A 17685-nucleotide genomic window follows, 5' to 3' on the forward strand; every position below is an offset into this window, starting at 1 on the left:
ACAAGGAGGGCGAGTCGTGGGTCATCATACTGAGGTCTCTGTCGGAATCGACACGTCAAAATCGAACGGAATGGTCACTCGCAATAGGTCTTCCCGCCGAAGCTGAAGCATTTTCCACCCACCGATGGCCGAGGGGCCTGTACCTTCGGCGACTGCTCGCGAGCGAGCTCGCGCGGCTTTGGCGGCGGCTCTGATCGCTTCTCGCATTCCCCGTTCGAGTTCAGAAAATAGTCCTTCCCGCAGCTGATCTGAATGCAAAGATCGCCGTCAACCCGCTGTCCTTTGGCGCAGATCAGTGGACAAACCCGGTCCTTCCTGCCGCGTACGGTGTCCAGCGCGTCCAGGCTCGCAACCTTGATGTCAAAGTTTGTTTTCGCATACTGGTTGAACAGAGCGAGCGCCTTTCTGGATCTGTCATCCCAGCGGCCCTCGCTGCTCCCTGGATCACAGCCGACGCGTTTGAGGTGGGCTTGCAGTAGCCGCGCGACATCGGAGGCATCGATCTGGGGCGAAGGAAGCGGGGGAGCCTGTGGGACTGGTGCGGGCGCGAGGGAAGACATTTTCGCCGCTTCCTCTCTGGCCTCTCGTCTGGCGCGCTCGACCTGCGCCTGGGCGTCGGCAGCGGCCTGACGGCGGATGTCCTCAAGCTGCTTGCGGGCCTCTTCGGCCTGCTGCTGCGCCAACTCAACCTGCTTTCTCGCATCGTCCAGCTCTTTCTTGGCCTGTGCAGCGAGCTGGCGGCGGCTTTCCTCAAGCTCCTTCTTGGCCTGCTCGGAAATTTTCTGCTTGGCCTCCGCTGTCTGACGCGCGCTTTGCTCTTCCAGCTGCCTGCGCAGGTCCTCGGCCTTCTGCGTCGCCTGGACTTCGGCGTTTCGTCGCGCTGCGTCAGCCTTTTCTCGCGCAAGCTGCGCTTCCTGCAGCTTGGTCAGCTGCGCTCGTGCGAGATCCGCATATAGTCCGCTTCCGTGGGCGGCAAGGAATGAGCGCCAGGCGTCCATCGTGCTGACCTGCGCCGCCAACTCGTAGTCGACGCGCGCAGCCGTATCCAAGTCGATCTGCTTGGGAACCAGCGCCATCGTCTCGCCGCCAAGCGAGCCGTAGACAAAGGGTTCCTGACGGTTCGCAGTTGCCTTGAGGACTTCGTCGCGGATACGCCCGAATGCGAGGCGAAGGTCCAGGCCCGGCTCAGCGATATTTCTGACGAGCGCCGTCGCGAATGGGCTGTGCTCGCCATCCCCGTCGCTTGCGACCGCGCCGGCCTTCGCTGCGAATGCGATCAGCGTGTCCGACATCGCGGGCTCGACCTTGGCAAGACCGCGGCCAATCGAACGGCTGGAAACGGTTCGTCTCATCGTTTTGGCGAACGGATTATCGCGGCACGCGTCGAGAACGATGAGCTTGAGCCGCTTCGCACCCTCCAGCCCCTTCAGAACGCGGTCAAGCGAGATGGTCTCGTCCTCGATATCAAAGTCGCTCAACAGCTTGGCGTCGGCGGGAATGAGATAATTGACCCCGTCGACTTCGATGCCATGCCCGGCGTAGTACACCACCGCGATGTCCGCGCCCCGGGCGATATCTGAGAAATTGCGTATGGACTGGCGGAAGCTGGCGATGCCGAGGTCATGCTCGGTATTGACTACGTCGAACCCGACGCTTTTGAACAGAGAGGATACTGCATCGGCGTCGCTCGCCGGGTTCGCGAGTTGGGGGACCCGCTCGTATTTCGACATGCCGATGATTAGGGCGACACGCTTTTCCGCGCGCGCCGTGCCGCCCGTGAACATCACGATCAGCGCTAGAATGACCAGAAGTACCGACCGCATCCTTAGCCCCAGAGATCGGAATTCGTCTTACTTCAACCTATCATCGGAAACGTCCATTTGAGCGACTTGGATCGCGCCTAACGTGAGGGAGATCACACTGCGACGCCCCAGTCCGGCGGGAGCCGCCAGCGCCGATTAGAGCTTTATCGACCAGCCATCATTTTTTTGTTTTTTCCAGCCTCCGAATCTTAGCCATGTATGGGGCGCCGATATCGGCATCAACAAGCTTCAGGACTTGACGGTAATCGGCAATCGCCGATGCAGTCTCACCCTTTTCCTCATACGCTGAAGCACGCCTTATGTATGAAAAGGTGTCTTTCGGATCATCGGTGATCGCAGCGGTGAATTCCGCGATGGCCGCATCAAAATCACCTCGGTCAAGCGCAGCGCGCCCTTTCATATACGACGTAGGCGTCGCTGGGGCCGGTGGGGGCGCAGCAGCGGTCGGCAGCGCCTGCGGTGAAGCAGCGGCCACACGGCTGTCCGGATTCTGCTCGGCTTGCTCTCTGAGCATCGTGAAGGCCAGATCACGATCCGCTTCGCTTTCCGAGATCAACAGGGGGTACACGGTCACATAAGTCTCTTGCGGAACGACGATCTCACCCAGCTCGGGCAGATCCAAAATTATCGGAGCTGACAGCGCCGTTAGCGCTGGCAATCCGATTGTGCCGCCGCGAAACCTCACAAAGCGCTCGGGAGCAAGGCGGACAGGGTTAGCCAAGATGGGATTGCGGGGCGCGAACGCCGCCCGCTGCATCGTGTGAACCGGCCCAATGTGGATGACGGGATTCGGTTGGACATACTGCCGGGGCGCATAGACTCGCGCGGGCATCGTCCGATAGACCGGTGCCGAACGCACAATCGGGGATGCCCTGAAGGTGCTGACCGACCTCGCCGGCGCGCTCGAATGGATGTACCCGCCACCGCCGGCCCGCGCCATGACCGACGACGACGCGATGAAGCTTCCGGCGAACAGAAGACCGAACAGCAATAGCCTCTTCATATGCCCCCCTAAAATGACTTAGCTTGAAAGGCGCCAGTGTTCAGCAACGAAGACGCGAACGCAAGCGGGGTTACCTATTCTTTGCCTTCAGTCCGGCGGCCGGGACAAAACCTGAGCGGCGGCTGCGGGACTACCAATAATAATATCAGCATGAACATCACCGTTTCCGGCAATGCCAGCAAAGACGAGGTCGGGAGAATGATGTTCCAGGACGCGCAAACGCCGTCGAGGCAGCTGGCCGCCGCCAGAAACAACAGCAAACGAAACCCTTTCAGCGATCCGGGCGCGCGCCGTCGTAGTCGGTCGTTGCCGAACTTCTGCGCCATGCTTGCTGCAAAGCCAGACGACGCGTAATGTCTGAACCTCCTCCGAATTGATGGACACCCGTAGTAGGCTCGAAGAGCCAGGAGGTGTCGGATGGAAGGACGTCAACGTCGCTCGTTTACCGATGACTACAAGCGGCAAGCGGTTGATCTCGTAGCGTCTAGCGGTCGCTCGATCGGCTCGGTTGCCAAGGAACTTGGCTTGCGTGATTCCGTGCTACGGCGGTGGGTGGAGCAGCGAGGGGCCCGGCTGGAGCCGACGGCGGCGGCGCGGCGCCCCGCAACGCAGGCGACGCTGCCGTCGGCGGACCACGCGGCGGAGATCGCTCGTCTGCAGCGCGAGAACGACCGGCTGCGCATGGAGCGCGATATTTTAAAAAAGTCCATTGCGATCTTTGCTGGAGTTCAGAAATGAGATTTCGCTTCATCGAAGATCGCCGCGCCGACTATCCAGTGACGATCATGTGCGACGTGCTTGGCGTCTCGCCTGCTGGATATTACGCCTGGCGAGCGCGCCCTGAGAGCCAGCAGGCCATTGCCAACCGTGAGCTCGTCGACGACATCAAGCGGGTTCATCGCGACACAAACGGCCGCTACGGCAGCCCGCGCATCCATGCCGAGCTGAGAGCCCAAGGCCGTGGAGCGAGCCGTGGTCGCATCGAGCGGTTGATGCGTCGTCACGGTATCAGAGCCATCATGGCGAGGCCGCGACGGGTGCGCACCACCGACAGCCGTCACGATTTCCCGATCGCGGCGAACTTGCTCGAGCGCAACTTCGTCGCCGCCGCGCCGAACCGCATCTGGCTCGCCGACATCACCTATGTCCAGACTGATCAGGGCTGGCTCTATCTGGCCACGGTCATGGACCTCTACAGCCGCAAGATCGTCGGCTGGGCGATGGCGGATCATTTGCGCGCCGAGCTGCCTCTGGCGGCGTTGCGGATGGCAATCGCGGCGCAGCGGCCAAATGCCGGCCTGATCCACCATTCCGATCGCGGCGTTCAATATGCCTCGGCGGATTATCGCAAGCTGATGCAAGCCACCGGCCTCAGAGCCTCGATGAGCCGCAAGGGCGACTGCTATGACAATGCCCCGATGGAGAGCTTCTTTCACACGCTCAAGACGGAGCTCGTTCACCACCGGCACTATGAAACGCGGGCAGAAGCCACACGGGATCTCTTTGCCTATATCGAGGGCTTCTACAATCGAGTTCGCCGTCACTCCGCCATCGGCTTTATCAGCCCGATCGAGATGGAGCTAAAAGCAGCTTAACCCTGTCCATTTTTTCGGTGGAGGATCAGTCGTCGATGTGACCAAACGGAAGCTCAGTGGAACGGAGCCGATCCGTCTGGACAAAGCGGCTTTACTGTCGGGGCCGGTCGGAGGCAAACGCCTAGGAGGAGCTGGTTGGCAGAGGTGCCCCAGCAGCCGCCGTTAAGCGCGTGGGGCACCACGTGTGATGCTTGGACGAACTGTTGAAGTCACACGTCCAGCCAGGGTCGGCGCAGCCCGCAAAAAAGCGCCCCGCCGGAAGGGGGGCTTTAAGCGTCCGACGGCTGTGGATGGCGGCCTCCCGGCCCCTTACGCTAGTGCGCCCATCACGCGGTACATCGCCGGATGAGTCCGATTTTTGACCTTGATCCAGTATTTCGATCGGCCGCCCTGGTAGGGTCGATCACGGTGTTTGGAGACGATCCCCTCCAGGCCCATTTTACAGGCCGCCTGAAAGAGGTCCGGCCCGATCGCTCCTTGCTCAAACGGGCTGACGAAGATGCCTTCTGGACGCCGCGCTAAAAGGCGCCGGAGAGCATTTTTCCGAAGGTGGAGGGGAAGCTTGCGGAGATCGTCACCGTTCTCGACAAGGAGGTCGAATGCGCAGAGCTGAACCTCCTCGTCATGCTGCCGGCTGTGCAAGGCGTTGAAATCCGGCACGCCATCAACGCCAAGCACGACGGCTTCCCCATCGAGGACGAAGCGCTTCTGGCGGATCTTGCGGGCGGCCTCAATGATCCATGGGAAGCGGGCGGTCCAGTCGTAGCCATTGCGCGAGAACAGCCGGACGCGGTCGCCGTCGCGAACGACCCACTAACGCGGGTAACCCCGTTGCACCACGGTGCCCACGCCAAGCGTCTTGCCGGCGCGCTCAAAGGCACGAGATAGATTGCATTGCGCCTATCAAGGTTAACTATCGATCCAGCTTCGTTCACGTCCCGCTCAATACTACGCTGGAGGAAAACCCCTAGGGTGGCCTCAGCACCATGGACACGCTCGAAACGATCGGGGTCATAGCCGTCTCTTTCGCCCCGTTTCTGGTCTCGGTTGGAGCGGTGCTCTCGGCTGGAGGGCCCCGCAAATGGCCATTCTTCTCATACGCGTGTTCGTTTTTAGCTGGCTTGGCGGCCGGAAAGGGTTTCGGCTTTCTGCTGTGGTCCATTTGCTGGATCCTTGCGTGGGTATTTGCCGTGATTGCGCTGAAGGCGGGTGGGGACCGTTCGATCCGAACCTCTTCACCTGAAAATGCGCAGGCCCACGATGCTGAAGTCGCTGTCGAGCCACCTGATGATGAAGCTTCGCCGCGGGGAGGCGGCTCCGGCGGCGAAGGCCAAGCAGCTTGAACGGCGCTGGGCCGCCCGGCGGGACGCAACGGTTAGAGAACTGAGAGCGTGAACGAGAGCAACGCCGCTGGCTTGGCGCGCTCGGTGTTCAGCGCAGCGGACCGGGAGAAAGGTTCAGTCTGGGATTGGCGACTATGCGCTCCATGTTGCCAGCAGGGCCTCGGCAGCGGCCGGATCAGCCTGAATGCGGTACACGGTCTGACCCACGCTATTCCCCGTTAGCCACCAGCTCCTCCAGGTCAACCAGCTCGAGGATCGACGGCTCGCGATAGCGGAAGACGGTGGCATCCATGCCCCTCAGCTTCTGAGCCATCACGCGCTTGATGGCTGCCGCAAAGTCATCCGGCCTTCACCATACAACGTCACCGTCTCATCGGGATCTAAGGTCATTGCTCCCCTCCCGTGCCATTTTCCGGGCGTAGCATATTCGCTGGCGCGTTTTGGATGCCGGCGGCCACTTATCACCAGATTGGCGTGACGTGCGGCTTGTTTTTGATTGGTCCCTGGCTGGCTGCATAGCGCATGTCGGTTGGGCTGGGTCTCGATCAGCCCAGTGTCGCAAAGCGAACCGAGCGGAGATGGTGAATCGGTTAGCCTTCGGACGCTGGGGGCACAGGGGATGATGGTTGCCTTACGAAAGCTATGCACTTGCCGTTGACGGCATCGCGATCATCGCCTTTGCGGCGTTGATGGTTGGACAGCGAACACGTCCTCATGGCCGAGGCCGAAGGCCGTCAGGCTAGGCAAATCAGCGCGGTCGGGAGAGCAAGCCGCGCAATTTCGGGCGCCACCACCCCCCGGCCGCGGCAATCGGGCTGGTCGGCTTGTGCCATTCGCGGGTGGTGGCAATCGGGCGTAAAAGGGAACCTTTCACCGACCCGTCGGGGCCCTCGGCCCAGGGGCGGCTGGCGAGCTCAGTGGCCTAAGTTAAAAATCGCAGTTTCCTAAGTACCTTAGGAACGTAATTAACATGATGGCCGAGAACATCCGCTCGGTGAAGCTATCGACTTTGCCCGTGGTCGCCATGCTCCACGACGTCGGCAGGTCCAGCGCCACGACGCGGACCTTGCGGGCGTCCAGCTCATGTTCAGCGGGTCCCAGTCGGCGGCGGTGAGGTGCGACAACCGGTCGACCTGCTCGACTAGCAGAACGTCCCCCGGGCACAATCACGATAGCAACCGTGCATTTCCCAAAGCATTGCTCAAACAGCGCGACGATGTTCGGGGGTGCATGGGATCGGTTAAGCAGAAGGGTTGCGCATGAGACTGACTGAACTCATTGAAACCAGCGACGAAGCCGAGCACCTCGAAACGGCTTGTAAGCGTATCGACCGCATCGTGACCAACAGTGGCGGCCTTTACGACAAATTTTGGATTGTCGATTATCAGCGCGGCGCCCAGCAAATCCATCTCGAAGGCGATTTTACCGCGTTCGAGCTGCTGTCATTTGCCGCCTACATGATCCGTGTCGCCAAGGCCGACTGACCATTCAAGAGGATCTTATTCCTGCGGGCGCGCGCGTGTTGGGCACGCGGGCACCGACTGACAGCATCCGAGGTAGGCCAGTTGCCAAATTGCGAGTTCCCCATCGTCGATGCAGGTTGTTGGAACTGGGCTTTCGTGACGCCTTGGCCCGGTACCGCGGCCTCAACGAGTTGGGCCGCGCTCGTTCACTGTGAAAGCCGGAGAGACGGCCCCGGCTCGCAGAGTAGGGGGGTAAGGCCAGGGCCGCTCCGCCGGCGTGGTCCGAGCCGGCTGATGACAATGACCAGCCGGTTTCTCTTGTTCCTATTTGAACAGATCTTCGCCCGGCGGCAGCAGCCTCACATAGGTGCCGCTCTCGTGCAGCTCGAGGCCAGCCGCGCTCGGCTGCCAACTTGGTGCCGGCCCCGAACTCAGCGCCTGTCGCCTTGCAGCCCGTTCTGCGACAGGAACGGCGCGTTGATCTTCTCGATGTGGATGCGGCCGTCCTGGACCGGCTCGATGCTCTTGGCAAGCTCGATCAGCTTGCGCGCGGCGGCCTCTGGATCGGCAAAAGGCCGGCTCGGGGCGAACTTAGTCACGCCGCGCCTTTACGTTCGAGTAGGTTCGCTAAGTTGTTCCACGCCGATGCGATTCGCAGCCACTTTTCTCGCTCCACGGGGCACGTTGCTGCCAGAGCTTTTCTCATCGCGGCGAGAGCTTCTGCTTGATGGTCGGGGGGTGAATCATGAGGACTATCGTTCGTCGGAATTACTAAAACCAACGAAATGCGACAGCCCGGAAAATTACGGACGAGCACGTGAGACCATCGGACAAGCGCAAACAGGAAACTCGCCGCTTCGAGGGGCAGCGGGTCTCTACCGCTCCTCGGTCGGGCGAACCCATTTGTACGGTGTGATTTGCCGTGTCTCTTTCAGCTTGATCATGTGCCGGCGGCGCGTATCGCGGCGTGCGGCACGACCTGCACTTCAGTGAAGCTTCCCGCGGGGCTAGGCTTTGGCGCTGTGCAGCAAGAGGGGCGAGCGGAGCCGCTCGAGCAAGTTTCACTCCGGTGGGTCATTCCCCTTCGGCTCCTGCAAGAATTTCGCGAAATGTCCCCGTGCTTCGCGGTCGCGCGGGGCGGGGCGTTCGGAGGGGCCGCGGCCGAGCTTGGATTGCAGCTCGACGAGGTCGGTGAAGACGTCGGCCTGGCGGCGCAGCTCGTCGGCGATCATCGGCGGCTGGCTGGCGATGGTGGAGACCACGGTGACCCGCACGCCACGGCGCTGGACGGCCTCGACCAGGGAGCGGAAGTCGCCGTCGCCGGAGAACAGCACCATCTGGTCGATGTGCTCGGCGAGCTCCATGGCGTCGACGGCCAGCTCGATGTCCATGTTGCCCTTGACCTTGCGACGGCCGGAGGCGTCGACGAACTCCTTGGTCGCCTTGGTGACGACGGTGTAGCCGTTGTAGTGCAGCCAGTCGATCAGCGGACGGATTGAGGAGTATTCCTGATCCTCGATGATGGCGGTGTAGTAGAACGCCCGGAGCAGCGTCCCGCGGCTCTGAAACTCCTTCAGCAGGCGCTTGTAGTCGATGTCGAAACCCAAAGTTTTCGCCGTCGCGTAGAGATTGGCCCCGTCGATAAAGAGCGCGATCTTGTTGGTAGGAGAAGGTGACATTTGGCTTAAACCTCGGAGACGCAAGTCTGTGCGGCAGAGCGGAGCCAAGTCGGAGGCGCAGATACCCTGAGCGCATTGTGTCGGAGAGGCTACCTGAGATCGCGGGTTGCGCCAAATGCTTTAGACTTCAAACGAGTTATCGCGAGTAGGCTGACGGTAGGAACTTTGGCGTACGCCGGAAGTTGTTTCGCTAAATTTCTCGTGTATTCTGATATTTGAAAATGATGTGGTACGAAGCGCGGGGCATTTCCATGGCTGTCGGCGAATTCGTTCTCTTTGATCGCGTTGTCGCCAAGCGTGGTCGTACTTGGCGATGGTCTGTTTCTGATCAGTTTGGGCGGCCCCTCTTAGTCGGCATCGAACGTAGCAAACCTGCAGCACAGTATATGGCCGCACGTGCCATGTTCCAGTTGCTTCTTACGGCTCCATCTCGAAGCAGGATGAACTTGACTTGATGTGAGACGTGCAGCCAATTCGGCACGAACTTATTTCGCGGATTACTCGTCTAGGCTGCCTCGTCGGGGCGGGTGAAGGATTGATCGGCGCCGATGCGCCCCGGCGTGCTTGTCTAAATCGTCAGGCACGCGCATTCCCCTGGTTACGTACGGGGCATGCTACAACCGCGAAAACGATGCAGGAAAGAGTTGAGTTTGATTCGTCCCGGGAGTCTGCTCCGCCCCGTGGGGGGATCATCACATCATCGACGGGCTCGGGCGGTTCGAGCGGCTTTGCCTGAAGCTGGCGGAGGAGAGCAGGGTGCCGGGCCAGGCCGGCGCGCTGCGCGAACTTGCTGCGAACTACGGTCGCGAAGCAGCGCTCCAGAGCACGTAGCTAGGACCGTAGATTGCGCCCGGCGCAGACAAAAAAACGCAAGCAAATTCAAGAAGAATTGACAGATACCCCCTGGAGTTGGATTGCCGGATGGATCGGCAATCTCCTTTTTGGCAGCTTTCGCACTTCAGTCTGCGATGGGTCGTTCACGCCTGAAGTCTAGGAGCCGAACAGGCCACTCTTTGGTGGTGTTTTCTGTGCTTTCTTCGGTCGCAAGGGTGCATCCGCGCGGCTCGCGAGTAGCTCCCGCAGGTTTGTAGGCGTGTAGAAGGAGAGCAGACCCTGACCGCGATCATCACTGCGGGTCGTTGACCGCGGCAATGTCCGCCGTTCGCATCCAGGTATAGCCGCCGCCTGCATCATGGCGTTCGGCATGGCTGCAATCGTAACGTTTCACTAACTCCCTCCCTGTTGAAAGAGGCCGCCATAGTTGGCGGCCTCTTTCTTGCCGATGACCGCAAGCCGCGGATTGCCTCGATCGAAGTCGGGCCGGACATCGGCTCCGCGGCTGCCGCATGCGCCGCAGACGAACTGCGGCTCGATATCAGACAGGCGAACATCGTCAGGCCAGCGATCGGCGCTCAGAGCGACGTGATGCCCGCAATGGCAGTAGACCAGGACGCCGCGGAGGCCCATCTCGCGCATCTCGCCGAACGGCCGTCGGCGTGGGTAGGCGTGTGGTGTCGGGCAGGGCGAGGCATGCCGCTATCGAAGCGCGACGCCGCCGAGAGTCAAATTATAAATTACTTGGGCTCCGGAGCGCGCGCGAGCCACTGCGCGTCGTGGGTGTGGAAAAGCGCAGGCACCGAACCCACAGGAAGCGCAACCGGCAGCGACTGGATGACGCACCGCAAACGACTGAGGCGGTAGTTAAATCCCGGTGGCGCTCGCAAGCTTGCGTTGGCCCCGCCGGACACTAGGTTTTCTTTCGGGTCGAGCGAGCCGGTTTCTCGCACCAACGTCCAGAGCCCAGAGCGACCAGCGCCTTCAGGCCAGAATCCAAGCGGCCAGCGACAAAGTCGAGCCTCGGCCTTCTCCACAACACGCCATTCGCGCGCGCTTGGCTTCGGCTGGGCGCAGTTCGTCATCCAAAACCGGAGAAGGTCCCATGGACATCCTGAAGACAAGTCCAAAGCCGCAAGACGTCGACGAGGTTGAGCGCAAGTACGGCAACCAGAAACTGACGCCGAGCGAGCCCAGCACTATCGCCTCGCTCAGGCGAACGCGCTGATCCGGCTCTACCGCTCCAAATGACGACAAGGGCCGGGGCTTCGGTCCCGCACACCGAATTCGGATCAGTGTGGCAAGCGCGGCATAGATCTGACCGGCGCATCCTGGTTAGCTTGGCAGTCGGACCATGAATCGTCTTCGGGACTCACCGATGTTCCAAGAACTGATTGACGACTATCGATGCCAGGCCACGCGATACATTGAGGATGCGCTCAAATTGGAGTCCAGCCACTGGCGTGACCAGGATGGGGACCAGTGGGTGGCGACCGCTGCACGCAAGCGGGGCCTCGCTGCGATGTTGTTTAAAATGGCTGACGCCTATGAGGAGCAGGACCGCTAGCTTAAGGGCGGGCTTCGGTCGCGCGCTCATACCCCGATCGGGGCGCCGGTCACCGGGTGGTCACCCCCGGCGAACGCCGGTTTGAAGTGGACCCCATGCTGAGGACCACTGGGTCCGGTTTTTTAAGTGGAGCTGCTGCCGTTCGTTCTTCCCAGTAACTTTACGCTACTCTTGCCTGCTGCTGTTGTGGCTGTGGGGATGTGGGTAACGCGTAGCGTTGTCCAAGCTTCTCGCTTGCGAGAAGCGTCATATCCACAGCCTGTTCGCCGAATGCGCCGGTGACACCGGCCCGCCAGACCGCCATCGGCGCGCGGTTTTCCAGCGCCTGATGAGGGCGCTGGAAATTGTAAAATTCGATCCATCGGGCGATTCCGGCTTTGGCCTTGTGGCCATCCGAATAACCCTTGAGATAGATGTCCTCGTATTTGAGCGAGCGCCACAGCCGCTCGATGAACACGTTGTCCATCCAGCGCCCACGACCGTCCATCGAGATCCTGACGCCGGTGGCGGCCAGCGTGCCGGTGAAGGCGGCGCTGGTGAACTGGCTACCCTGATCGGTATTGAAGCTCTCAGGCGGGCCGAAGCGCGCCAAGGCCTCTTCGAGCGCAGACACGCAGAACGATGTGTCCATCGTGTTCGACAGGCGCCAGGCCAGCACCGCACGGCTCGCCCAATCGATGATCGCCACCAGATATAGAAAGCCCTGGCCGATCGGCACATAGGTGATGTCGGCAGCCCACACTTGATTCGGTCGGTCGATCACCATATGGCGCAGGAGATACGGGAAGATCTTGTGTCCCGGCGCCGGCTTTGTGGTTCTGGGCTTTGGTCCCAGCGCCGCGATGCCCATCTTGCGCATCAACCGCTGCACGCGCTTGCGATTGATGCGACAGCCTTCGCCATTGAGGATCGCCGTCATCCGCCGCGAGCCCAGGAACGGCCAGGCCGTGAACAGCTCGTCGATCCGCCGCATCAGCTCAAGGTCGTTGTCATTGGCCGGCAGCGGCGACCGATACACGCTCGATCGCGCAACGCTCAGCAATTGGCATTGCCGGCGGATCGATAGACTCGCATGATCGCGCTGAAGCAATCCTCGGCGATCCGGCGCGCTCATCTTCCGGACCTCCTGGCTAAGAAATCCCGCTCAACCGTCAACTGTCCGATCTTGGCGTGGAGCTTCTCGACCTCCAGTTCGTGGGCTGCCTCGCCATCCCGACCAGCGCCCGCGTCGAACGCCCGAACCGCTTGATCCTGAAGCTGTTTCTTCCAGGCATAAATCCGATTCACATGCACCTGGTAGCGCTGTGCCAGATCCGTCACCGTTGATTGTTCTCGCAGCGCTTCCAAGGCGATCTTTGCCTTCAGCGCCGCATCGATTGTCCGTCTCGTCTTCTTCATGGTCCGCTCCGTTTATCAAAACGGAACGGCATCCGCACCACCTAAGCCGCCGGTCCAAAATCCGGGGTCCACCTCAGGTTCACGCTGGCTCGTTTGTTTCAGGCACATATGGACTTCACGACCGGCTATTAGGCGAGTTTTCGTCGGTGTACTTTCCACGAGAACGGAGCTTGATTCGTCATGCTGGAAACCGTTCTCTTATTGCTCGGAATGGGGCCATCGCCCTTCTGCTGATCGCGTTCTGGGGCTTGCACAAACAAGTATAAGGTCTTCGAGAATCGCTTTATCCTCAGGTTAGCCAAACCTCACGGGGGAAGCGGGGAATGGTTAGGCCCGGCGCGCGATCACCGGACAAGAACCGCGCCGGGCCACGAGCGCATGATTGTCAGAAATCCCGCCGGTTCACGCTGGCGGGCCTTGTAGTATTGTACGCCTTGCGGTCTCAAAGCTCGGGACCGCGAACTAATGAGCACTCCGGCCTCTAGGTCTTTCGGGAAAGGAGCTGCCCGAATACTTTAAGCCTGGTCCGGCTTATCTGCGGGGAGCTTCAACTGTAAATAACCCTGTTCGAATAGCTTCTTCATCAAGCTTCCCGAAACGTCGTCGGGCGAAATTCTTCCAGAGGCAAGCCCCGTCGCCATGGCCTGCATGACCTCACCTTGGTTGCGGTTCACGGGCGGACGAGCTTTGAAGGCTTTCGCTAACTCAATCGCATCGCCGACCGACTTGATTACTATTACGTGATGTTTGCCGGCCTTGTTCAGCACGCGATCCAACGACTCTCCCTTAGTCGTTTTCATGGCAAGGCCAAGTCCCCGATCTTTATCCTTGACCTTGAACTCACTAATTACACGAAGTGTTACGTCTGAAAGATTGCCTACGCCTCGATTATGAAGGGCTGCAGCTATAACGTCGACCTCGCCGGGGTCGAGCGCTTCGTCGACCTCCCAGACGGATACTTCGTTTTCTTCATCAAGAATATCTGACAGAACGTCGGCTGGGAAAGAAAGGTCCGCTGCCGCACCGGGGTCGACTTTGTCCCAATCGCCCCTACGACTTTTTCGTATGAATAACGACGCCACGCAGCTACCGAAGCATTGCCGCGGCGAGGAGGGCGATCTCGCCCATTTCCTTCTGACTGCTGATCTCTTCCAGCGCGTGTTTGGCGGGCAACGCTTTCATGCGCCCCAAAGCCCGCACGGCGGCCCTGCGTACTCGATAGTCCGGGTCCTTGGCGTAGCCGTGCAAAGCCTCTGCGCGTAGATACTCGGTATCTCTGTGGCGTGATGTCCCAATGGCCAACAGCAACGGCTCAAGCGCCGAAAGATTTTCCTTCAGGATCCCCGCCTCAAGTACTGCCGTGCATGAAGCGGGCTCGCCGACTAGGTCGATTACGCGGGCGATGCAGTCAACAACTTCCTCATTTTGGTCATCATCGGATTGATCGACGTTATCAAGTTGACCGTAGATGAACGAGTGAACGCGATCGCACTGGCCCGAGAATATCTTCTGGTATTGATCGAACGAGGTAAGGAACGTGTAGGACGGAGATGCTACTGCACGGTTGAACGCTTGGCTCAAGAGCGTAGTAGCGGTTGACGAACTGATCGGTACAGTCGCGACCGTGCTGTCTTCAAGCATCGTTCGCTGCCCGCGATTTGAAAGCGGGTAAGTAACGAAATCGCTCATCTATGCCTCTCCGGCTTCAGCAAGTTTCACTGCGTGTTGTCGCAACTCGCTGAGAAGCTCTGACAAATTGTTAAGTGGAACGATATTTCCTGCATCTGTATTAGCATCGATGTAAATCTGGGCGGCCGAAACAGGGGGAGTTGCCGGCATAATCGGAATGGGACCTCCCATAGGGTTTACGCGAACGGTTGTGACCTGAAGCGCCTCCCACTTGGCAAGGCGGTTGATCAAGAGCCCGCGGTCGTCGCGTGTCGGCCGATTGATCTGAAAGAGCAGATCCGTGTCATTCTCTGGATCGACTGGAATTCTCGGGATCAGTTTGTGTATAGCGCGGATTGCTTCTTTTGAGCCCGACGTTGGTCGAATGAGCGTAATCGCGTAGGCGACTCGGATCGCGTTGGGAAGTAGAGCGACGGCCTTTCCAGCGAAGCTGTCGAATGACTCGAGGCTCTGCCGAAATGGTCCGATTGAAAAGAAAGGCTTGTAGCCAGGCAGAGATGGATCGACCGTGTTCTGAGTGGGTCGGTCGCCCAGCACAACGTCAATTCGATTGGCCTGCTGCACGATAGTCAGGTGCGCGTGCGAGACGTCGCCGGCCTCCTGGTACACTTGCATCATGCGCTGGGCCGTGGTCGCAGCTGGCTCGACGCCCGAGATCTCCTTGAAGATCGCGCGTTGGGACCATCCAGAGACGCCAAAAAAGGAAAGCCGGAGGCCTTCTGCCAGCCAACCATCTAGCGCGTCATGCGACATACTTCCCTCGGTCGGCGAACTAGCGATATTTCGGACGTTATGCATGATTTGTCTGAAGAAAGCGCTGCTTAAAGGCAGGGTGCCTGCATCTGGCCCATCCAGTCAAGCGGACAGATGTTCCTGCGTCCCGTTGGCGTCAAGAGTGCCTCTCGTCAAGAGTGCCTCTGAGAGAGGAAGCGGTGTTACAGTGAACAAACTCTGAACCGCTGCGACCGCATTTCTAACCATGGCGGCGAGCCGCGCCACCCGGAAATGACCATAGCAATTTGGAATTACGTGAGGCTTGCGTGAGGGGAACGGCAGCATGTCGCGACACCAGCGCAATCATTGACGAGCCCGCGATCCGGATCAGCAGCGGCTCTACCGTTTGCCGCCAATCCGAAGCGGCGCGTCGCGCGCGAGCGAGAGATCCGCATTGTTCGTCCAATCCCGGCACACTGGCTCCAACTGCGAGATTGGCGGTCTGGCGCTGCTCACGAGTCCACACGCGTTTATTGGCCATGTGTTGGACAGGGCTGCAGAGAAGAGGGCTAAGTGATTGATTTCTATGGCGCTCCCTAGCGGAATCGAACCGCTCTCTCCACCGTGAAAGGGTGGCGTCCTAACCGATAGACGAAGGGAGCAAACGCAGGGCCCTGCCGCTTGTGGCGGCACGGCCGCCGACCGATCCGAGTCGGGCCCGGCGGCTTGCGGCGGGCGAACGTATAGTGGCCTTTGCGGCTCCGGGCAAGCCGTTCGGGAACGTCTTTTGGAACCGGTGGATAGCGTCGCCGCCGGGATCATTGGGAGGCGATTACAAGGATTTCTTAGGGTTCCCTGAGCTAGCGTCGGAGGGGGAGAGTTTTCGCCGATGCCACAGCCCAAGAAGCGCGCAGACCGCAAGCTGCTGTCCCGGCATGCCTGGATCACGCTCGACGGCGGGTTCGCGGCACGGCATTGCCTGGTCCAGGACATCTCCGACACCGGCGCCAAGATCACGATGGACGAGGACGCGAGCCAGCTGCCGGGCGTGATCCGGCTGGCGTTTGCGCGCGATGCGCGCACCGGGCGGAGCTGCCAGGTGATCTGGCGCCGCGGCAAGTCGGCCGGCGTCAGGTTCATCTGAGCTCACGCGCCGGCCGGATGGCGCGCGGCGGCCGTCCGGGCTAGAAGGTCGGCATGCGTGCGCTGCTCCTCATCTTCATCACGTTGCTCATGACCTCCGCCGCCAAGGCCGAGGGGCTGCGCCTTCCGCCATCCGAGCCGCCGCGGGCGGGGGCGTTGCCGCTGAAGGGCGCATCCGCCGCGGCGAAGGCGAATGCCTGCGCATCGTATGGCGCCGGCTTCCATCTGGTCGAGGCGACCGGCACCTGCGTGAAGATCGGCGGCGCGATCAGCCTCGACGCCGGCGTCAGGCGCTGAGCCGCATGCCGCCGGATCTGTTGCGGCTCGATATCGTCGTCCCCGTGCTGATGTATTGCGCGCTGCTGTGGTGGGTCGGCCGCGGCCTCAGCTGGACGGCAAAGCTCGCCACAGCAGCGGTGACGCTGCTGCTGATCATCTGCGTGGTGCTGGTCGAGCGGCGCTAGGCGACGTGGGCAAACAAAAAGTTCGAAAACAACCCCATGCACAGTAGCCGTCAAGTCGCGCAGCCACGGCGAAAGGTTGCGGCCAAACGGCGATTTCCCGTGCGCGCGTCGACGGTTGAGCCGCGCCGCCGGCTCACGACATCGGCGGTGCGACGAATTGTGCAAATCCGCTTCGCTTGCCGAGCTCGGCGAGCCAGCGCGTCAGGTTCGGCTGCGCCGGCCGGCTGATGCCCTCGACGCCGAGCCAGCGCCGCGCATAGGAGCCGATCGCGATGTCGGCGAGCGTGAACTGCTCGCCCTCGATGAAGCGGCGCGAGGCGAGCAGCTTGTCGGCGATCGCCCAGACCTCGGCGGCGGCATCGGCATCGCGCTGCACCTGGATCATGTCGCGCTCGGCGGGCGCGGTGCGCACGATGCCCCAGAACACCGGGCGGTCGACCGGCTGCACCGCCGACAGCGTCCAGTCCAGCCAGCGGTCGACGCTGGAGCGAAGCTTCGGCGCCTCCGGATAGATCGGGGTGCCGCGTCCATGCGCGAGGCAGAGATAGCGCATGATGGAGTTCGACTCCCACAGCACGAAGTCGCCCTCGACCAGCGTCGGGATCCGCGCATTGGGGTTCATCGCGAGATAGTCGGCCTCGCGGGTCTTGCCGTATTGCATGCCGGCATCGATGCGCTCGTAAGCGAGGCCGAGCTCGGTGAGGCACCACAGCACCTTCTGCACGTTGACCGAGTTGGCGCGGCCCCAGATCGTCAGCTTGGCGTCAGGCATGAAGCTTCTCCCGCGGCGCATCCTGTCTCGCGCGGGTGATAGCGGAATTTCGCCGCGCCAGCCTCTGCGATTGCGGCGAGCCCCTCATGCAAAAAGCTCCGCCCGGGGCGGAGCTCTTCATCGCAAAGTAAGCCTGTAATCAGTGGCCGAAGAACAGCCACAGCAGGATGATCACCGGGATCGGCACGCCCAGCAGCC

At 60.9% G+C, this 17685-nt stretch carries 19 protein-coding genes, 1 tRNA gene and 1 pseudogene; 8 read left to right on the top strand and 13 right to left on the bottom strand.

All coding sequences use genetic code 11. From position 1 onward, the window contains the following. Nucleotides 1-74 precede the first annotated feature (74 nt). The 3 genes from ACNJYB_RS19285 to ACNJYB_RS19295 all read right to left on the bottom strand — a co-directional run bounded on the left by ACNJYB_RS19285 (nt 75) and on the right by ACNJYB_RS19295 (nt 3152). A complete protein-coding gene (locus ACNJYB_RS19285; protein WP_439375371.1) occupies nt 75-1823 on the bottom strand; it encodes a caspase family protein in 1749 nt (582 codons plus the stop codon). 157 nt (nt 1824-1980) lie between these two features. Beyond that, entirely contained in the window at nt 1981-2826 is an 846-nt protein-coding gene (locus tag ACNJYB_RS19290; RefSeq protein ID WP_439375372.1) for a tetratricopeptide repeat protein, read from the bottom strand. A 74-nt stretch (nt 2827-2900) separates the two neighbouring features. Beyond that, a complete protein-coding gene (locus tag ACNJYB_RS19295) occupies nt 2901-3152 on the bottom strand; it encodes a hypothetical protein (RefSeq protein ID WP_439375373.1) in 252 nt (83 codons plus the stop codon). Between the two features lie 91 nt (nt 3153-3243). Here ACNJYB_RS19295 and ACNJYB_RS19300 point away from each other — a divergent pair. After that, nucleotides 3244-4421 (top strand): IS3 family transposase gene (locus ACNJYB_RS19300; protein ID WP_439368046.1). Its coding sequence is split into 2 segments (ribosomal slippage): nt 3244-3541 and nt 3541-4421, totalling 1179 coding nucleotides; the frame shifts between segments, so codons are not numbered across the junction. Between the two features lie 309 nt (nt 4422-4730). Here ACNJYB_RS19300 and ACNJYB_RS19305 read toward each other — a convergent pair. Beyond that, nucleotides 4731-5204, bottom strand: coding sequence for an ATP-dependent DNA ligase (locus tag ACNJYB_RS19305; protein WP_439375595.1), 474 nt, complete (start codon nt 5202-5204; stop codon nt 4731-4733). Nucleotides 5205-5407: 203 nt separating this feature from the next. On the opposite strand from ACNJYB_RS19305, the gene ACNJYB_RS19310 reads away from it, so the two are divergent. After that, entirely contained in the window at nt 5408-5764 is a 357-nt protein-coding gene (locus tag ACNJYB_RS19310; RefSeq protein WP_439375374.1) for a hypothetical protein, read from the top strand. A gap of 1259 nt (nt 5765-7023) precedes the next feature. Further along, nucleotides 7024-7248, top strand: coding sequence for a hypothetical protein (locus ACNJYB_RS19315; RefSeq protein WP_439375375.1), 225 nt, complete (start codon nt 7024-7026; stop codon nt 7246-7248). A 410-nt stretch (nt 7249-7658) separates the two neighbouring features. On the opposite strand, the gene ACNJYB_RS19320 is transcribed toward ACNJYB_RS19315, so the two are convergent. From ACNJYB_RS19320 to ACNJYB_RS19330, 3 genes are all read right to left on the bottom strand, one after another. Next, entirely contained in the window at nt 7659-7826 is a 168-nt protein-coding gene (locus ACNJYB_RS19320) for a hypothetical protein (protein WP_439375376.1), read from the bottom strand. Between the two features lie 462 nt (nt 7827-8288). After that, on the bottom strand, nt 8289-8906 hold the full coding sequence (locus ACNJYB_RS19325) for a LabA-like NYN domain-containing protein (RefSeq protein ID WP_439375377.1): 618 nt from the start codon (nt 8904-8906) through the stop codon (nt 8289-8291). Nucleotides 8907-10133: 1227 nt separating this feature from the next. Beyond that, nucleotides 10134-10382, bottom strand: a complete 249-nt coding sequence (locus ACNJYB_RS19330) for a hypothetical protein (RefSeq protein ID WP_439375378.1) — start codon at nt 10380-10382, stop codon at nt 10134-10136. A gap of 463 nt (nt 10383-10845) precedes the next feature. Between ACNJYB_RS19330 and ACNJYB_RS19335 the strand changes: the two genes are divergently transcribed. Together ACNJYB_RS19335 and ACNJYB_RS19340 are read left to right on the top strand one after the other, a co-directional pair. Further along, entirely contained in the window at nt 10846-10968 is a 123-nt protein-coding gene (locus ACNJYB_RS19335; RefSeq protein ID WP_439375379.1) for a hypothetical protein, read from the top strand. 150 nt (nt 10969-11118) lie between these two features. After that, on the top strand, nt 11119-11307 hold the full coding sequence (locus ACNJYB_RS19340; protein ID WP_439375380.1) for a hypothetical protein: 189 nt from the start codon (nt 11119-11121) through the stop codon (nt 11305-11307). Nucleotides 11308-11611: 304 nt separating this feature from the next. On the opposite strand, the pseudogene ACNJYB_RS19345 reads toward ACNJYB_RS19340, so the two are convergent. The 5 genes and pseudogenes from ACNJYB_RS19345 to ACNJYB_RS19365 form a co-directional block, all read right to left on the bottom strand. Further along, nucleotides 11612-12705 (bottom strand): annotated as a pseudogene (locus ACNJYB_RS19345) (IS3 family transposase); the annotation flags it as partial. A 515-nt stretch (nt 12706-13220) separates the two neighbouring features. Continuing rightward, nucleotides 13221-13787, bottom strand: coding sequence for a hypothetical protein (locus ACNJYB_RS19350; RefSeq protein ID WP_439375381.1), 567 nt, complete (start codon nt 13785-13787; stop codon nt 13221-13223). Nucleotides 13788-13791: 4 nt separating this feature from the next. Further along, nucleotides 13792-14394, bottom strand: coding sequence for a HEAT repeat domain-containing protein (locus ACNJYB_RS19355; protein WP_439375382.1), 603 nt, complete (start codon nt 14392-14394; stop codon nt 13792-13794). Further along, entirely contained in the window at nt 14395-15147 is a 753-nt protein-coding gene (locus tag ACNJYB_RS19360; protein WP_439375384.1) for a hypothetical protein, read from the bottom strand. Between the two features lie 548 nt (nt 15148-15695). After that, a tRNA-Glu gene (locus ACNJYB_RS19365) sits at nt 15696-15770 on the bottom strand. Between the two features lie 227 nt (nt 15771-15997). On the opposite strand from ACNJYB_RS19365, the gene ACNJYB_RS19370 reads away from it, so the two are divergent. The 3 genes from ACNJYB_RS19370 to ACNJYB_RS19380 are packed head-to-tail and all read left to right on the top strand — an operon-like array spanning nt 15998 to nt 16715. Beyond that, nucleotides 15998-16252 (top strand): PilZ domain-containing protein, encoded by a 255-nt coding sequence (locus ACNJYB_RS19370; RefSeq protein ID WP_439375385.1) that lies wholly within the window; start codon nt 15998-16000, stop codon nt 16250-16252. 53 nt (nt 16253-16305) lie between these two features. Beyond that, complete coding sequence (locus tag ACNJYB_RS19375) at nt 16306-16548, top strand: hypothetical protein (RefSeq protein WP_439375386.1); 243 nt, start codon at nt 16306-16308, stop codon at nt 16546-16548. A 5-nt stretch (nt 16549-16553) separates the two neighbouring features. After that, a complete protein-coding gene (locus ACNJYB_RS19380; protein ID WP_212336736.1) occupies nt 16554-16715 on the top strand; it encodes a hypothetical protein in 162 nt (53 codons plus the stop codon). Between the two features lie 133 nt (nt 16716-16848). Here the strand turns inward: ACNJYB_RS19380 and ACNJYB_RS19385 are convergent, their stop codons facing one another. Then, nucleotides 16849-17487, bottom strand: coding sequence for a glutathione S-transferase family protein (locus ACNJYB_RS19385; protein ID WP_439375387.1), 639 nt, complete (start codon nt 17485-17487; stop codon nt 16849-16851). Nucleotides 17488-17685: the final 198 nt, after the last annotated feature.

The organism is Bradyrhizobium sp. SMVTL-02, assembly GCF_051853005.1.
Classification (GTDB): Bacteria; Pseudomonadota; Alphaproteobacteria; order Rhizobiales; family Xanthobacteraceae; genus Bradyrhizobium.

What these genes read in the sequence shown, in the direction of transcription:
- ACNJYB_RS19330 (WP_439375378.1), bottom strand. Translation starts at nt 10,382, where the DNA reads ATGCGCGAGATGGGCCTCCGCGGCGTCCTGGTCTACTGCCATTGCGGG.
- ACNJYB_RS19385 (WP_439375387.1), bottom strand. Translation starts at nt 17,487, where the DNA reads ATGCCTGACGCCAAGCTGACGATCTGGGGCCGCGCCAACTCGGTCAAC.
- ACNJYB_RS19295 (WP_439375373.1), bottom strand. Translation starts at nt 3,152, where the DNA reads ATGGCGCAGAAGTTCGGCAACGACCGACTACGACGGCGCGCGCCCGGA.
- ACNJYB_RS19355 (WP_439375382.1), bottom strand. Translation starts at nt 14,394, where the DNA reads ATGAGCGATTTCGTTACTTACCCGCTTTCAAATCGCGGGCAGCGAACG.
- ACNJYB_RS19285 (WP_439375371.1), bottom strand. Translation starts at nt 1,823, where the DNA reads ATGCGGTCGGTACTTCTGGTCATTCTAGCGCTGATCGTGATGTTCACG.
- ACNJYB_RS19380 (WP_212336736.1), top strand. Translation starts at nt 16,554, where the DNA reads ATGCCGCCGGATCTGTTGCGGCTCGATATCGTCGTCCCCGTGCTGATG.
- ACNJYB_RS19290 (WP_439375372.1), bottom strand. Translation starts at nt 2,826, where the DNA reads ATGAAGAGGCTATTGCTGTTCGGTCTTCTGTTCGCCGGAAGCTTCATC.
- ACNJYB_RS19340 (WP_439375380.1), top strand. Translation starts at nt 11,119, where the DNA reads ATGTTCCAAGAACTGATTGACGACTATCGATGCCAGGCCACGCGATAC.
- ACNJYB_RS19325 (WP_439375377.1), bottom strand. Translation starts at nt 8,906, where the DNA reads ATGTCACCTTCTCCTACCAACAAGATCGCGCTCTTTATCGACGGGGCC.
- ACNJYB_RS19315 (WP_439375375.1), top strand. Translation starts at nt 7,024, where the DNA reads ATGAGACTGACTGAACTCATTGAAACCAGCGACGAAGCCGAGCACCTC.
- ACNJYB_RS19375 (WP_439375386.1), top strand. Translation starts at nt 16,306, where the DNA reads ATGCGTGCGCTGCTCCTCATCTTCATCACGTTGCTCATGACCTCCGCC.
- ACNJYB_RS19370 (WP_439375385.1), top strand. Translation starts at nt 15,998, where the DNA reads ATGCCACAGCCCAAGAAGCGCGCAGACCGCAAGCTGCTGTCCCGGCAT.
- ACNJYB_RS19360 (WP_439375384.1), bottom strand. Translation starts at nt 15,147, where the DNA reads ATGTCGCATGACGCGCTAGATGGTTGGCTGGCAGAAGGCCTCCGGCTT.
- ACNJYB_RS19335 (WP_439375379.1), top strand. Translation starts at nt 10,846, where the DNA reads ATGGACATCCTGAAGACAAGTCCAAAGCCGCAAGACGTCGACGAGGTT.
- ACNJYB_RS19310 (WP_439375374.1), top strand. Translation starts at nt 5,408, where the DNA reads ATGGACACGCTCGAAACGATCGGGGTCATAGCCGTCTCTTTCGCCCCG.